This is a genomic window from Alicyclobacillus dauci, from assembly GCF_026651605.1.
GTDB lineage: Bacteria > Bacillota > Bacilli > Alicyclobacillales > Alicyclobacillaceae > Alicyclobacillus > Alicyclobacillus dauci.
Genome location: NZ_CP104064.1, coordinates 868,954 through 885,536 on the forward strand (window position 1 = coordinate 868,954; position 16,583 = coordinate 885,536).

The 16,583-nt window shown below is 50.9% G+C and carries 12 protein-coding genes and 1 pseudogene; 8 read left to right on the forward strand and 5 right to left on the reverse strand.

Annotated features, from left to right (window positions below; genetic code table 11):
- Nucleotides 1–18 precede the first annotated feature (18 nt).
- From NZD86_RS04325 to NZD86_RS04340, 4 genes and pseudogenes are all read left to right on the forward strand, one after another.
- Nucleotides 19–1,746, forward strand: a complete 1,728-nt coding sequence (locus tag NZD86_RS04325) for an ABC transporter ATP-binding protein (protein ID WP_268045256.1) — start codon at nt 19–21, stop codon at nt 1,744–1,746.
- Nucleotides 1,743–3,635 (forward strand): ABC transporter ATP-binding protein, encoded by a 1,893-nt coding sequence (locus tag NZD86_RS04330; RefSeq protein ID WP_268045257.1) that lies wholly within the window; start codon nt 1,743–1,745, stop codon nt 3,633–3,635. Before NZD86_RS04325 ends, NZD86_RS04330 begins: the two co-directional genes overlap by 4 nt.
- A 112-nt stretch (nt 3,636–3,747) precedes the next feature.
- Nucleotides 3,748–4,014, forward strand: coding sequence for an AbrB/MazE/SpoVT family DNA-binding domain-containing protein (locus NZD86_RS04335; RefSeq protein WP_326492660.1), 267 nt, complete (start codon nt 3,748–3,750; stop codon nt 4,012–4,014).
- Nucleotides 4,011–4,375 (forward strand): annotated as a pseudogene (locus tag NZD86_RS04340) (type II toxin-antitoxin system death-on-curing family toxin). The gene NZD86_RS04335 and the pseudogene NZD86_RS04340 overlap by 4 nt, the downstream one beginning before the upstream one ends.
- A 23-nt stretch (nt 4,376–4,398) precedes the next feature.
- Here the strand turns inward: NZD86_RS04340 and NZD86_RS04345 are convergent.
- The gene (locus NZD86_RS04345; RefSeq protein ID WP_268045259.1) at nt 4,399–5,610 is read right to left on the reverse strand and encodes a NupC/NupG family nucleoside CNT transporter; all 1,212 of its coding nucleotides are present in this window, start codon (nt 5,608–5,610) and stop codon (nt 4,399–4,401) included.
- 226 nt (nt 5,611–5,836) lie between these two features.
- A complete protein-coding gene (locus tag NZD86_RS04350; RefSeq protein ID WP_268045260.1) occupies nt 5,837–10,978 on the reverse strand; it encodes a WIAG-tail domain in 5,142 nt (1,713 codons plus the stop codon).
- A gap of 260 nt (nt 10,979–11,238) precedes the next feature.
- Between NZD86_RS04350 and NZD86_RS04355 the strand changes: the two genes are divergently transcribed.
- From NZD86_RS04355 to NZD86_RS04365, 3 genes are read left to right on the forward strand one after another with little or no spacing between them, the layout of a single operon-like run.
- The gene (locus NZD86_RS04355; protein WP_268045261.1) at nt 11,239–12,042 is read left to right on the forward strand and encodes a hypothetical protein; all 804 of its coding nucleotides are present in this window, start codon (nt 11,239–11,241) and stop codon (nt 12,040–12,042) included.
- Between the two features lie 2 nt (nt 12,043–12,044).
- Entirely contained in the window at nt 12,045–12,416 is a 372-nt protein-coding gene (locus NZD86_RS04360; RefSeq protein ID WP_268045262.1) for a GntR family transcriptional regulator, read from the forward strand.
- Nucleotides 12,417–12,426: 10 nt separating this feature from the next.
- Entirely contained in the window at nt 12,427–13,173 is a 747-nt protein-coding gene (locus NZD86_RS04365; protein WP_268045263.1) for an ABC transporter ATP-binding protein, read from the forward strand.
- Nucleotides 13,174–13,182: 9 nt separating this feature from the next.
- On the opposite strand, the gene NZD86_RS04370 is transcribed toward NZD86_RS04365, so the two are convergent.
- On the reverse strand, nt 13,183–14,451 hold the full coding sequence (locus NZD86_RS04370; protein WP_268045264.1) for an FtsW/RodA/SpoVE family cell cycle protein: 1,269 nt from the start codon (nt 14,449–14,451) through the stop codon (nt 13,183–13,185).
- Nucleotides 14,451–14,780, reverse strand: coding sequence for a PadR family transcriptional regulator (locus tag NZD86_RS04375; RefSeq protein ID WP_407655213.1), 330 nt, complete (start codon nt 14,778–14,780; stop codon nt 14,451–14,453). The genes NZD86_RS04370 and NZD86_RS04375 overlap by 1 nt, the downstream gene beginning before the upstream one ends.
- Before the next feature lie 224 nt (nt 14,781–15,004).
- Between NZD86_RS04375 and NZD86_RS04380 the strand changes: the two genes are divergently transcribed.
- On the forward strand, nt 15,005–15,898 hold the full coding sequence (locus tag NZD86_RS04380) for a DMT family transporter (RefSeq protein ID WP_268045266.1): 894 nt from the start codon (nt 15,005–15,007) through the stop codon (nt 15,896–15,898).
- Between the two features lie 148 nt (nt 15,899–16,046).
- Here the strand turns inward: NZD86_RS04380 and NZD86_RS04385 are convergent, their stop codons facing one another.
- Nucleotides 16,047–16,580: a C40 family peptidase gene (locus NZD86_RS04385; protein ID WP_268045267.1), complete on the reverse strand. Its 534-nt coding sequence runs from the start codon at nt 16,578–16,580 to the stop codon at nt 16,047–16,049.
- Between the last annotated feature and the right edge of the window lie 3 nt (nt 16,581–16,583).

The following is a 16,583-nucleotide window of genomic DNA, read 5'->3' on the forward strand; positions in this document are numbered from 1 at the left end:
GTGGAGAGGTGGCAACGGGTGAAAAAACTGTTCAAATATCTTCGGCCGTACCGTTTGTCGATTAGCTTGATTGTTCTGTTCATCTTTTTGCAGTGCCTTTGTAACTTATATCTCCCGACGTTGATGGCGAAGATCGTCGACAATGGTGTCATCAAAGGGGATATCCCGTACATATGGCGGATCGGTGGATTCATGCTCGCCGTTTCTATCTGTGCTGTCGTGTTGTCGATCTCGGCCGGTTTCCTGTCATCGCGGACATCGTCCTCGTTTGGCCGCGTTCTGCGAAGCGAAGTGTTTGCTCACGCTGAACAATTTACACTCCACGAGTTCGATCACTTTGGAACGTCGTCACTGATCACACGATCCACCAACGATATTACCCAGGTTCAGCAGCTGGTGAACATGATGCTCAGAATGATGATCATGGCCCCGCTCAACTTTATCGGCGGGATCCTGATGGCCGTCTATACCGATGCAAGGCTTTCCCTTGTCATTGTTGTCATGGTACCCCTGTTGGCCATCGCGATATTCGCCATTTTCTCCAGAGCCACGGTCCTATTTAAGAGTCTGCAAGTGAAAATTGACAAGCTGAATCGTGTTTTGCGGGAGAACTTGACTGGTATCCGCGTGATTCGATCCTTCAACCGGGTGGACTTCGAAAAGCGGCGATTTGACGACGCCAACTTGGATCTCACGAGCACCACAACGAGAGTACAGAAGATCATGGCCACGTTGATGCCGCTTTTGATGTTGATTATCAACTTTTCCACACTGGCCATTATTTGGTTCGCCGGCATTCGAATCAACAACGGGCTGATGCAAGTAGGATCGCTCATCGCGTTTATCCAGTACGTCATGCAATTGCTTTTCTCCATCATGATGGTCTCCATGATGTTCTTCATGATTCCACGTGCATCCGCATCCGCAGCGCGCATCAACGAGGTTCTGGAAAAGGTTCCGGAAATCGCGGACAGGGAGCTCGTCCGCCATGCGAATGGTGCTCCGGGAACCATCGAGTTCCGCAATGTCACGTTCAGTTACCCAGGTGCGGAGAAACCGGCGGTGTCCAACATTTCATTTGTTGCGAGGCCGGGGCAAGTGACGGCCCTCATTGGTGGGACGGGATCGGGAAAGTCGACTTTGGTGAGCCTCATCCCACGCTTTTACGATATCGACAGCGGAGCGCTGCTGGTTGACGGTATCGACGTTCGCGAGCAGTCGCAGGAAAACCTTCGTTCCAAAATCGGGTACGTCCCCCAAAAGGCCATTTTGTTCACGGGTACCATCGCGGACAACATCCGCTACGGAAAAGATGACGCGACGGATGAAGAAATCAAACATGCCGCAGATATCGCGCAGGCGACTGGCTTCATAGCGGAGATGCAGAATGGGTTTGATTCGTTTATCGAGCAAGGCGGGACAAACGTGTCAGGGGGACAAAAACAACGGTTGTCCATTGCGAGAGTGCTGGTCAGAAGACCGGAAATCTACATCTTTGATGACAGTTTTTCCGCGCTCGACTTCAAGACGGATGCGAAATTGCGATCCGCCCTCAAAGAGGAAGTGTCTAATTCAACGGTACTCATCGTCGCTCAGCGCGTCAGCACAGTTCGCGATGCGGACGTCATCATTGTCTTGGATGAAGGACGCATTGCGGGCATCGGGAAGCACAGAGAGTTGCTTGAGACGTGCCAGGTCTACCGGGAAATCGTGTCGTCACAATTGTCGGAGGAGGAGAGCGCATGAGTGATGACCGTATACAGTCACGGCATGGTCGCCCTCAGATGCGCATGCATCGAGGCGGCGGTTGGGGACGGCCTGGCGGCTTCGGGATGCCCGTTCAAAAAGCGAAAAATTTCAAAGCGACACTTTGGCGACTGGCGAGCTATTTCAGACCCCATTTGTTGCGGTTAATCGTTGTTTTTGTGGCGGCCATTGCGAGCACGGTGTTCAGCATCGTCAGCCCGAAGTTGATGGGCAACGCAACAACGGACCTATTCAAAGGTGTCGTCGCCAAAATGAAGGGTGTTCCAGGCGCTGGGGTGGACTTTCACGACATTTTGCATATTCTTGTCGTCCTCGCTTGTCTCTACATTCTCAGTTCTCTCTTCAGTTACGTTCAGCAGTACGTCATGGCGGGTGTGGCCCAAAGCACCGTTTACCGGTTGCGCAAAGAGGTAAACGACAAGCTTTCCAGATTGCCCCTGACGTTTTTTGATTCACGGCCAAACGGTGAAATTCTCAGTCGCTTCGTAAACGACTTTGACAACATCGGAAATACGCTACAGCAAAGTCTCACGCAATTGTTCACAGCCATCGTCACATTTTTGGGTGTGATTGTCATGATGGTGACCATCAGTCCACTGATGACGCTGGTGGTTGTTCTAACACTGCCTTTGAGCTTTCTGGTGACGAAGATGATCGCATCGAGATCGCAACGGTATTTTGTCGGGCAACAGAAATCACTTGGGCAACTGAACAGCCATGTGGAAGAAATGTACACGGGGCACCAAATTGTCAAGGCATTCGGGCACGAAACGAAATCCATTGCGAAATTCAACGAACTGAATGACCGACTATATGAGTCGGGGTGGCGGGCGCAGTTTATATCGGGGGCGATATTTCCCCTCATGAATTTTATCGGCAATATCGGCTACGTCTTAGTGAGTGTCATCGGCGGCATTCTGGTGACGAGACGGGCGATTCAAATTGGCGATATTCAGGCGTTCATTCAATATACGCGCCAGTTCTCCCAGCCCATCATGCAACTGTCGAGTATCGCGAACATCATTCAGTCGACGATCGCCTCAGCAGAACGCGTTTTCGAACTGCTCGACGAAGCAGAAGAGACACCGGAAGCCCCCAATGCGAAAACGATCTCGGATCCGAAGGGGGAAGTCCAGCTCCAGCACGTCCGTTTTCGTTACAATCCGGACGTCCCACTCATCGAGGACATGAATATAGATGTGTCACAGGGTCAGACCATTGCCATCGTTGGACCCACGGGTGCAGGGAAGACGACCCTCGTGAATTTGTTGATGCGGTTTTATGAAATAGATGGCGGGAAAATCACGATCGACGGGGTCGATATCACTCAGTTGAAGCGGAGTAACCTGCGGGGGTTGTTCGGAATGGTCCTTCAAGATACATGGCTGTTCAAAGGCAGTATCCGTGACAACATTGCCTATGGACGAGAGGACGCAACGGACGAGGAAGTTGTGGCTGCCGCGACAGCGGCGCACGCGGATCACTTCATTCGCACGCTTCCTGACGGTTACGACACAGTGTTAAACGAAGAGGCTTCAAACATTTCCCAAGGTCAAAAGCAACTGTTGACCATCGCTCGAGCGATTTTGGCAGACCCGGCGATTCTTATCTTGGACGAAGCGACAAGCAGCGTCGATACACGGACAGAGGTTCACATTCAAACGGCCATGCGAGAATTAATGCAAGGCCGGACAAGTTTTGTCATTGCGCATCGACTGTCCACCATTCGCGATGCAGATCTGATTCTTGTCATGAACAACGGTGCCGTGATCGAACAAGGGGACCACGAGACACTGCTCGCCAAGCAAGGCTTTTATGCGGACCTCTACAACAGCCAGTTTAGCCTGAAGGAGAGCGAACTGATGTAGGGGGCACTCGGCCTGTTTCCTTGTTTTGCAACCGGGTACTAACTGTTATAATTGTTATAACATGTATAACGGTTTCAGAATAACGTAAAAATGAGAAGAGGGTAGATTGCCGATGGGAGAGGTTCAAGTGGAGCGTGTACACCGGAAGGTCACGAAGATTGGTAACAGTTTTGGTGTAACCCTCAATAAGGAGTTACTGAACAGAATCAACGCGGACCTTGGTGACGACCTTGAAATTATAGTGAACGAGAATGAAGGTGAGATCGTACTGCGTAAATCCCCCAAAATTCCAAAAGGGCTCGACTCGCGATTCTTCGAGGTTTTACAAGCGAATGTCGATCAATATCGTAAGACCATTGAAGGTCTAAAAGACAGATGACTCATTTCCTGTCCGAAGAAGAAGTCATTGCGATAAATCTTTGGGTAATCAAGGAGTTTTCACCCGGTGAACAGACTGGTGTAAAGTTTCCAGATCTAAACAATCGGTACTGGGTGATGATGCTTACCCAACGGTTTTTCTAAAGGCAGCGGCGCTATTTGAATCTCTGGCACAAAATCATGCGTTCCAAAATGCGAATAAACGAACAGCGTTTTTATCCCTTCTTCAGTTCCTGGGGTACAACGGGTACACCTTCGTAATGGATCAAAAGCTAGCTGAGGATTTCGTGGTTGATGTGGTGAACCACAAGTATACGTTTGAACAGATCACTGAAATCATTGAATCCAATAGCCATCAATAACCTCTCGAATCAGCACCTCATTGTTACCGGATCAGCATACCTGCAATGGCGGCATTCATGAGATTGGCCAGCGTTCCACCGAGGAGCGCTCGCATACTGAGGCGTGCCACATCTCGGCGACGATCGGGCGCAAGGCCACCGAATGTCCCAATTTGAATGGCAACGGACGAGAAGTTCGCGAATCCGCACAAGGCGAACGTCACAATAGCGGCCGTCTTTGTGCTTAAGTGGTGAAGTTTTGGGCCGAGATCGGAATATGCGACGAACTCATTGACGGCAAGCTTCTCTCCGATGAATCCACCGGCGGTTACGGCTTCGTGCCAGGGCACGCCGATGATGAATGCGATGGGAGAGAAGATGTAGCCGAGAATCCGTTGCAGCGTCAAATGCGGGAATCCGAAGAGGCCGCCAAGCCCACCGAGAATACCATTAATGAGCGCTATCAACGAGATGAACGCGAGCAACAAAGCCCCGACGTTGACGGCCAGTTTGAGGCCGCTCAGTGTCCCGGATGCAGCTGCATCGATGATGTTCGCCGATTCTTTGTCACTTTCCATTCGAACGGATTCCCCAGTTAATGGCTCACCCGTTTCAGGAAACATGATTTTGCCGATACAGAGGGCTGCGGGGGCAGTCATAATACATGCCGTGAGAAGGTATGGCAGAGGAATGCCCAACAGGGCGTAACCAACCAATGTCGATCCCGCCACTGACGTGAACCCACACGTCATGACTTGAAACAGTTCGGCTTCCGTAAGTCGGTCAATGTACGGACGGATGAGCAGGGGGGCTTCGGATTGGCCGAGGAATACAGTGGAAATGGCAGACAGGGACTCCAGTCGACTGGTGCCCAATAACCACTGCACCGCACCTCCGACAATCTGGATGACCCACTGAATGACACGAAGGTAATATAGAATGCCGATTAAGGCACCTAAAAAGATGATGACCGGCAGCACTTGTAGTGCGAAAATGGAGCCTTGTAATTTGACCAACGGTCCAAACAAAAAGCCGATACCTTGGTTCGCGTAGGCCATGATGCGTTCCACACCGCTCGTCACCCAATTCAAGGCGGCCCGTCCTGGCGTCCACAGCCAAACGAGGACAGCGAACAGAATTTCGAACCCTAAACTCAAGAGCACGGCACGCCAGCGAATGCGTCGTTTGTTGTTTGAGCACACATAGGCAATGGCCATGAGCACAGCGATTCCGACTAATCCCCACAAAATCTGCACGAGTATCCCCCTGTGTCTGTTCTATACATGTCCGGTTTGCCCAAACTTTTCGTCCACATGAGGATTTGCTATTCCAGAAAAAGAATGCACGAGGAACATTGCGGAGTCCGTTATGAAAAGCAGCTGCCCATTGGTCACGTTTCGTTCCATGAGACGTGGGCGGGCAGCCGCTTGCCATAACGGTTGAGGTAACGCAAGCGTTTCGACTGAAGCGGCGTACAGCGAGTTACATGGTGTAGGGATCGCTTGCGTCCAAGTCATCTTCGGAGTCATTGTCTGGCTCACTGAACAGTTCATAGCTACCTACTGTCACTAGTTCGCTTTCTGTTGTACCCAACTCGTCGGTCGGTTCTGCAAATAGATCGTCGTCCACTGGTGCTGGTATTTCGTCACTTGTGGTCTGCGCAAGGTAATCTGCTTCCGTGCGAAAATCAAACTGACTGCCCATGGCGATCCAATGAACAATGCCTACATCTGCTTTCGGCTGGCCAACTCGTGTAATACGGAGAACAAAGCTTGTTTGAGTCTGCTCTTGGACGACGACATAGCAGCCGAGCACATTTGTGTTCGCAACGACGACAAACCGGTCACTCGGATACCCCTCATCCAGCGAAACAGGGACATCGACCCATTCCTGTGTTTCTTTGATAAGGAACGGAATCATGCCAAATTGTTGTAATGCTTCACCATGCTGCTCAGTGGTCCGCACGGGAGCGAAGTCCAAATTGTCACTGGTCACCGAATAGGGAGCCAGCTTTTCCGTTGTGACGACGTAGTCTTGCAATGTCTCCGTTGTCACTGCACCGGCCTGAATGTGCCTGCTTTTAATGGCATTGTCTGCGATGGATTCACTGACCACCGCTTGGTGCGAAATGTGTACCGTTAGAACGGCCCGCGCGTGTAGTTTGTCTGCGTTGACCGACTCGTCAGCAAGAATGTCCGCCGTGACCGATTGGGCAGCCATCTTCGAAGTCGTCACGGAGTCGTTTTGAAGCATCTCTGTGGTGACTGTCTCCGGCAGAATGTGTCTAGTTTCGATGGCACCGTCGGCGATCGACTCACTCCTGACCGCATGAGGGGCGAGATGTGAACCGTGTACCGCGCCGGCTTGCAGTTTATCGGCATCCACAGATTCGTTCGCGAGTTTCTCCGTTGTGACAGATCCATATCCCAATTTGTCAGCTGTCACTGTCTCATCTTCTAACAAGTCCGCGGTGATGATACCGGCCTGAATGTGCCTGGTTTCAATGGCTCCGTCTGCAATCGTGTCACTTGTGACCGCTTGCTGCGAAATGTGTACCGTTTGCACGGCTCGTGGACTCAGTTTGTCTGCGTCAACCGATTCATCCGCAAGGACATCCGTCGTCACGGATTGGATCGCCAATTTTTCAGTCGTCACGGAGTTATCCTGAAGCATCTCCGTGATGATTGTACTCGGCTGAATATGCCTCGTTCCAATGGCCCCATCTGCAATTGATTCGCTGACGACCGCCTGGCGCTCGAGGTGCGCCGTTTGCACGGCCCTTGCCTGAAGTTTATCTGCACTCACGGATTCATCTGCAAATTTTTCGGTCGTGACGGATTGCACCGCCAATTTGTCAGTCGTTACGGCACCGTCTTCCAGTACCTCCGTGGTAATGGCCCGGGGTTGCATGTGTTTGCTGCCAACCGCTCCATACGCGATGGACTCACTCGCGACTGCCTGGGGTGCAAGATGTGAACTGCATACCGCACCTGCCTGAAGTTTGTCGGCGTCAACAGATGCACTGGCCAATTTGTCAGTCGTGACAGACGCTGTTCCCAATTTGTCAGTCGTTACAGCACCATCTTGTAATATTTCAGTGATCACGGCAGCGGGCTGGATGTGTCTCGTCTCGATGGCAGCGTCCGCGATCGACTTACTCGTCACCGCCTGAGGTGCGAGATGTGAGTTGTGCACCGCGCCCGCCTGCAGTTTGTCTGCGGAGATAGACTCATCCGCAAGGATGTCTGTCGTGACCGAGCGGACGGTCAACTTGTCTGTCGTGACCGAATTGTCCTGAAGCATCTCAGTGGTGACTGCTCCAGGCTGAATGTGTCTGCTTTCAATGGCACCGTCGGCAATTGAATCACTGACAACGGCTTGCCGCTCCAGGTGTACAGTCTGTACAGCCCGTGCGTGCAATTTCTGTCCATCCACAGATTCATCTGCCAGATTGTCGGTCGTGACGGACTGAGTCGCCAGTTTATCGCTGGTAACGGACCCATCCTGCAGGATCTCTGTCGTGACTGCTCCGGGTTGAATGTGTTTCGCGGAAACAGCGCCATAGGCAATCGATTCACTCACGACAGCCTGAGGTGCGAGATGGGTACTTTGCACGGCTCCCACCTGCAGTTTCTCGCTATTTACCGAAGTGCTCGCCAGTTTGTCGGTTGTGACGGACGCATTTGCCAATTGGTTCGTCGTCACTGCGTCATCCTGTAACATTTCTGCCGTGACTGCACCAGGCTGAATGTGCCTCGTTTCAATGGCACCGTCCGCAATGGATTCACTGACGACGGCCTGCCGCGCAATGTGAACCGTCCGGACGGCTCGCGGGTTCAGTTTATCTGCATCTACCGACTTTTCTGCTAGGATGTCCTTCGTAACCGAGTGAAGTGCCAATTTGATTGTCGTCACGGAGTCATCCTGAATCATTTCCGTGATAATTGTGCCAGGTTGAATATGTCTGCTCTCAATGGCACCGTCCGCGATGGATTCACTGACGACTGCTTGCCGTTCCAAATGTGCTGTCTGAACGGCGCGCGCGTGTAGCTTATCAGCATCTACCGATTCATCTGCAAGTTTGTCTGCAGTGACGGCTTGCGCTCCTAGTTTGTCACTCGTCACGGCCCCATCCTGCAGCATATGTGTAGCAATTGCACCGGACTGAACGTGTCTAGCGGAAATGGCGCCGTTGGCAATCGATTCCGTGCAGACCGCCTGTGGTGCCAAATGCCCAGTTTGTACCGATCCCGCCCGCAATTTGTGCCCATCTACTGACGAATTTGCGAGTTTGTCGGTCGTAACGGACTGTGTGCCTAATTTGTCCGTTGTGATGGCATCATCCTGCAGCATGTCTGCCGTAATGGCACCTGGTTGAATATGCCTGCTCTCAATGGCACCGTCGGCAATGGATTCACTCACGACAGCCTGCCGCGCAAGATGAACCGTCCGGACTGCCCGTGCCTGCAATTTGTTTGTGTCCACCGACTCGTCTGCCAGGATGTCTTTCGTGACGGATTGAAGTCCGAGCTTGGTGCTCGTCACGGCCCCGTCTTGCAGCATTTCCGTTGTGATTGTGTCGGGATGAATGTGCCTGCTTTGAATGACGCCGTCGGCGATGGCATCACTGACAACAGCTTGATGTGCCAAATGTACTGCACTGACGGCTCCCGCCTGCAATTTATCTCCGGTTACCGCATCATTTGCCAACTTATCAGTCGTCACGGCATGGGCTCTCAATTTGTCCGTGCGTACGGCTTCATTTTGTAACATCTCTGTGGCGACGGAGCCCGGCTGGAGATGTCTGCTTTCAATGGCGTCATTGGCGATAGACTCGCTCACTACAGCCTGGTATGCGATGTGTGGTGTCTGTACCGATCCGGCACGCAAGTGTTCTGACCCCACCGAATCAATCGCCAATTTCTGGCTCGTCACGGACCCGTCCCCGAGCTTGCTTGTGTTCACAGCGTCATCTTGAACGAGTTCGGTCGTGATCGCTCCCGGTTCGATGTGCTTGCCTTTGATGGCGCCCGCGGCGATGAATTCACTTGTAACTGTCTCAGGTGCAAGATGGGATGTATTGATGGATCCAGCCTGGATCTTGTTCCCGTTTATCGCATTATCGGCAATTTGATTCGTGCCGACAGATTGGTTTTGTAAGTGTTCCGATCGGACAGATGACGGTGCGAGTGCCTCACTGGTGACACTATGTTGGTGAAGATGATGATCAAGAATAGAATTCGGCATAATTTTGTCGGACGTCACACTTACGTCCGCGAGTTTGCGTGCCGTGACAGACAGGTCGATCAGTTTATCGGTTGAGACCGATTCCGTTGCCAATTTGGACGTTGTGACAGCGTGATCCATGACTTGGTGTGTCCCGATAATGCCATCTGCCAGGTGGTGCAGCTGAATAGCCTGCTCTTTGATATGGCGAGAATGGACTGCTTTGTCGCCGATCACGTTCTCTGTAGCAGCACCTCGGGCCATCTTTTCCGTTGTCACTGCACCATCGCGCAAGAGCGAGGTGTGAATTGCATTTTCTTCAATATGTGCGTCCGTAATGGACTCATTTGCAATATGATCGGATTTGACTGCACCTTGGCGAATTTTGGCCGATCCGATGCTGCCATCCGCTATTTTTCCCGCCGTGACGGACAAATCGAAGATTTTGTCTGTCGTGACAGCATTGGACGCTAACTTTGAAGTGGTTACCGAATTATCAGCTAGATGGTGGGAGCGAACGGCCGCCCCTGAAATGTGCTGTTCTTGAACGGCTTGCTCTTGAATTTGTTGCGGGCCGACGGCACCCTCCGCCAACTTCACGTCCGTGACCGATCGGTTGCGAATCTTCGTTTCCGTTACAGCCCCGTCCTCCAGTTTTGTTGAGTCAACGATGCCGTTTGCCAGGTGATTTGCTTGAATTGCCCCGCCTTCAATTTTCGCCGAGGTCACTGCATGGTCTTGGATGATGTCAGAGCTGACGGATTGTCTGTGTAAATGTTTTGTTTGTATCGATCCTTCGGCTATTTTCATCGAATCGATTGTCTTGTCTGCCAGATGCTCCGATGTGATGCTGTGACTGGCAATTTTTCGTCCCTGTATCGAACGGTCTTGAATTTTGTCACCTGTGATGGCGTTGTCCGCTATGTGCTCACTTTCAACAGCCGACGGTGCCAGTTTTCGCGTGGTCACACTGCGGTCACCCAGTTTGGATGAATCGACAGCATAGTCTTTCAGCAGTTCAGTTCCAATCGTCTCTAATTTTATTTTTGTCGCATCTACGGAGTGGTTCCCAAGTTTCTCGGTTGTGACAACCTGATCGGCTAGGTCATCCGTATAGACGATAAACTGCTTCTGTTCGCTCTTGCGCTCTTGCAAACTAGGCTTCCGAGATACTTCTGCAGGCATCGTGGACACTTTTGCCTCGGGCGTAATTTCCGCAACTTCCGCGACTTTCACGACTTCGGCAACGTTCGGAGCCTCCGCAACTTCCGCGACTTCTTCTTCCTCGGGTTCCCAGATAAACTCAGGTTCTTCCTCAATAACGGCCCACTCTGGCGATGATGACACCGTCACATTGCTTTTCGGTTTGTTCAACCGTCGACGCTTTTGTCGTTGCACTTGGCACCCGGTCCTCTCATTAGGTATTCGGCTATATAACCACGGTATTCACCAAGAGCATTTAGGCGATAGACGGATGCCCATTTGATTGTGAAGATCGATAGCCTTTGAAAGGTGACTTCATTTATATGTACTGAAAAAAGGATTGAATGTGTCTATTGTATAGTGTACTATCTGTCTATACCACTAGACCGATTGGTTCATGGTTTTCGGTCTCGACTGAAATTGATGTGGATCACGGAAGTAGGAGGTCAAACGCGATGTGGATGGCAACCTTGAGAAAAGATCTGTTGATGACTCGGGTCTTCGCCTTGGTGTCAATGGGATGTACAGCAGTTGCGGGGATGCTACTGGTAGGTCAGGCATACCGCAGCCACACACTGGGTTCATCGGAATCGGGATTGATAATCATGGCAACACTCCTAGGCTTGGAAATCTTCTACTTGCCCACGCAACTGGTGGTGGGCATTGTTCGCGAATGGCGGGGGACGGCCTCATTATGGCTTCAGTCCGCGCAATCTGGATGGGCACTGATAGCATCGAAAGTCGTCAGCGCGTGTGTGTGGGCATTGTCGCTCAACATTGTGACGTATGTGTTTACACTTTGGTTCTACCATCTTGCTCTAGCTCACGCCCCGCTCTGGAAATCGTCGTCATGGGCACATTGGTTACTTGAACATCAATTCCTTGTTGGAATGTATATCTTGATTGGCCTACTGTGGATTGGGTTGGGGATAGGTCTGTGGTTGATGCTTATCAGCATCGTTATGCGAAGTGTCAGGTACAAATTTAAAGGTCTACCCTGGCTGGCTGCCTTCGTGGTTATTCTTATTCCGGCATGGGGGTTACAGTGGTTGCAAGATACGGCCCTGTATCACCGGATTTTCGATTTTGGAGCATTTGTCCCTCCTGGTCTAGATCATCAAGCCTTTGCCTCGGCAGCTCAGATGGCTCCACAACCATGGGGCGTTTTATACGGCGGCCATTTGCTCACAGATGTCGTTGTTCTTGCTCTTGTGTTCTATGTCAGCGGCTGGCTTTTCGATAAGCGGGTGGAGGTGTGAGCATGAGCGACGAATTTAATTCGTCGCAGCCAATTTATCACCAAATCATGCAACGTATATGTGGACAAATTCTTCGGAGTGAGTTCCGCTTGGGCGATAAACTTCCCTCCGTCCGCGATCTCGCCCTCGACATGGGCGTGAATCCAAACACAATTAAACGTGTCTATAACGAGTTGGAGCGTATCGGGATCGTTGAGACAAAACGCGGACAAGGGACGTTTGTCACCGAGAGTTCATCCAGAATTGACAGGCTGCGACGTGAGCAGATGGCTGAGCACATCAGTCGTTTTGTTCAAGACATGATGGACATGGGGTTTGACCCATCGACCATTGTTCAAGGTGTCAAAGAATCTCTCCATCGATGGGAAAAGTAGGTGTGTATAAGTGAGTACAGAGCAGGCAGTCATTCAGTTTGAGCATACCACCAAGCGATTCGGCCGGAAACTTGCTGTATCAGATGTGAGTGGCTCGTTTCCCCGCGGGTCCGTCGTCGGTCTCATTGGACCGAATGGGAGTGGGAAGTCGACGTTGTTGAAGTTGGCCGCAGGACTCATACGGCCAACATCAGGCAAGGTTTGGGTGAGTGGGAACGTCGTGAACGGTCGCATTCGGAGTGGTGTATCCTTTCTACCGGACACAAATTCACTTTACCCGTTCTACACGGTTGGCGAGACAATTCACTACTGCGTTCAAGCGTTTCCCGATTTTGACTTGAACAAGGCACTTAAAATGATGGAGTTTCTTGAGCTCTCGCACGGTCAAAAGGTTTCCCATCTATCCAAAGGAAAGTATAGCCGCTTAAAGTTAGTCGTCACATTGTCGCGGGAAACACCGCTCGTTCTCATGGATGAACCATTATCCGGCCTTGATCCGATGGTTCGCAAATCCATCTTAAAAAGTCTCATTGAATTTGTAGACGTGGACTGGCAAACTGTCGTGCTTTCAACTCATGAGGTTGCCGAGATCGAACCCCTTCTCGATCACGTCGCGTTAATTCACCAAGGTCAACTGAAGGGATTCGACACGGTCGACAATATACGTGCAGAGCACAACACATCGCTCGTTACCTGGATGGAAGCACTGGTTCAGGAAGCGAAGGAGTACCAAGGATCGGCGAGTGTCTCGGTGTAAGTTGAGCCGTTATGCTTGGAGGCTCGGTCGCTTCAACACACCGAGGACCATTCCAAACGAGCCCAGGGCAACGACAGAAGTCCACAGTCCTCCGCCGATTAAGGGCGTGGATAACCCGATAATCGGGAATGTGCCCAGTCCCATGCAGAACGGGTAAATAAACTGAAACGCTAACAAGGTCAGGAGTGCGAAAGCGATTGTCTGTGCAAATTCGTTTTGCACTCTCTGACTGCGGTGGAACAGGCGAGCGAATATGCACAGGACGACTGCGGCAAAAAGAAGGCCACCACACCAGCCGAACATGTTGATCAGTTGTGCAAAAGCAAGCGTACTGTGTTCGAACGACAGAATAAAGCTCCCATGACCCAATCCGTGCCCAAACCACCCAGCATGGTTCACGAACAGCTGTGTCTGATAGTTGTAGAACCCCGACGTATAAGCATGGTCTTGTGCATGAAACGCGCCAGTAAATCGTTCAACCAACCACCGATTGCGTAATACGTACGCTGTCATGGCAGCCAGAAAAGTTCCGGCTCCAACACTGACCTTCCATCGTGGTAACTTTGACGACAAGGCAATGGTGAATATCGAGATGTTTGCGAGGATTAGGTTCGAGTTGCTGTGACCATGGACAAACATGAGATCGGCCAAAGCAATGAGGGCTGCCAATAGCAGTATTCGCCAATCTCGGAGCCAGCGGGGACGACGAAATATGTCGGCGAATCCAAGTGCCAGCAGGTATGGACAAAGCTCGAATATGTGAACGCCGAACAGTTGCTTTTCACCGTTAATTGGCCGCCCCATGAGGTCGGTGACAAGCATAAGGAGAAGCGTACCAACCAACACATACGGGCCCAGGCGACGCAGGTGACCTGGATGCACAAAAAATAGTCCCGCACCGACGAGCATTCCGAGAACCAGCCCAATAACCGTACGCAATACGTCTTGTTCAGGGGTGGCTACGGAGACGCTGGGTACAGCTCCAACTGTAACGATCACGCCAACGGCCCCCACAAGCACAATACCGAGAATGGCCAGCCAATCAACTTGTGGACGATGGATTTTGTGAAACAGCTGGCCGAGTTTGACGGGATCACCTGTTCGCTCAATAGCCAGATCCACAGCTTTGCTGTGCGTTGCGCCCAAATCAACTTCCTCTTGGTAAGCCTCCTCTAAATGGCCAAGGACGTCTTCTCGAATCAGTTGGTGGACGGAACGATTCCGAACCTCACGACAGACAGCTTCGATATATTTCTGTACTTTCTCGTCCATGACCATCAGACCGGCTCCTCCCCAATCACCTTGTCGATAGCCGTTCGAAATTGAGACCACTCGCGTCGCTTGGCCGCCAAGTGTGCTTGTCCTTCGTCTGTGATAGCATAATACTTTCGTCTTCGTTCACCGGATTCACTTGACCACGTTGAATGCACGTATCCTAGAAGCTCCAATTGATGGAGAATGGGATACAGTGTTCCTTCTTTGAACGCTAGTACACCATTCGTCAACGCTTCGATACGCTTCATCATCTCGTACCCATACATAGGCCGGGTCTGTAATAGGGACAGGACAACAATGGGTGTACTTCCCTTTAGCAGTTCCTTGTCCAATGATCTTCCCTCCCAACACATCGTATACCGATGTATCGATATACAAAATATTAACGGGCAGCTGAGGAGGCGTCAATCCCAACACATTCTTCCTACTTATTCGTTTCCGTGACCGGTATCAAAATCTCGGTGTTGAAGGACAAATGTTTTGAAGACTTTCAATTTGTTTCTATTCCAGGGAGGTAGTATTCTGTGCAAGGGAGATTATTGAAGGAGTCGTGCACATGGGAGAACTTTCACGTACAAAAGCAACAATTCTCATTGCCTCTTTGGTTCTGATGTGGGGCTTAAGCTGGCCAATTTACAAAATTGCTCTGTTTTATACCCCACCAATTCTCTTTGCGGGTATGAGGACACTGCTCGGGGGAATTCTTTTAGCTCTCGTAAGTTTACCTAAATATAAAAGTATTCGGTTCAAAGAGACTTGGAAGGCGTATTTCATTTCTGGATTTTTCAATGCGGTTTGTTTTTACGGATTGCAAACGGTAGGGCTTCGCTATATGCCAGAGGGGCTGTTTACCGTTATCGTCTATCTTCAGCCAGTCCTTATCGGTGTTTTGGCATGGCTGTGGCTTGGTGAGCAATTATCATTGCTCAAAGTTGTCGGCCTCGTCATTGGGTTTGTCGGTGTTGGAATCATCAGTGTAACGAGTTTATCCGGGCATATTGCACCGATCGGGATCGTGCTCGCCATCGCAACAGCTGTCGGGTGGGCCATAGGTACCGTATATGTAAAACGAGTGGGACACAGCGTGGATGCGCTATGGTTGGTCTCATTTCAGTGTCTCATTGGCGGCGTCGTCATGACTGCTGTGGGGCTTGCAACCGAATCGTGGTCCAGCATCACCTGGAACGCTCCATATTTGTCGGGTCTGGCGTGGGGCGCCATCTTTGGAATTCCCATTTCGTGGGTGGTCTTCTTTATTCTCGTTCGATCCGGTGAAGCAAGCAAAGTCGCATCCTTTACGTTTCTCGTTCCATTGCTCGCGATTTTACTTGGCGCTCTTTTCCTCCACGAATCATTAACCATTTATCTGTTGGCAGGCCTGATTTTGATCGTTTTGAGCATCTGGTTGGTGAACCGGACACCCAAGCATACCCAAAGTCGAACAACCTAACTGCTTGACACATGCATGACATAAAAAGGCGGACTCTGTTTGTGCTCTGTATGAATACAGAACATCAGCAGGTCCGCCTTTTTTTGCACCGACGATAAGAACCGACATCTTTCCAAAAAGGGTTCAACTTAACGTAAATCACCCTACCTTAAAACATTTCCTTTACACTGGAGATATGGTTGTACCAATACGAACCTGGTGCCAGTTTGAGGTAGCCAACTTTTCCGAGTCCGCCACCTTCTTGAATCATTTCACCGTTTCCAGCATAAATCCCCGAGTGGCGTCCTTGATCGAAACAGATGAGATCACCCGGGCGCATAGCAGACTTCGAAACGGACCAACCTACTGAATGATACTGTGTTTGGGATGAGCCGCTCATTTTATAACCGAGTGCGTGGTGATACACATACGCGGTATAGTTCGAGCAGTCGAATCCGTATTGACCCCGGTCTTCATTGTGACCCCAAACATAGGGTGTTCCAAGTTTGCTTTCGGCAACTTGTAACACAGCATTTTCCTTGGCTTGTACACTTGCCCCGGGTTGTGCAACTGGGTTCACGGATGCATCATATGATACGCCAGGTGGCAATGTGCCCGCTGATGCAACAGGCATGGCGCCCCCGACGAGTGCTGCTGACGACAGAGCGACTCCGGCAAACATCAAAGCAAGTTTCTTTTTCATATA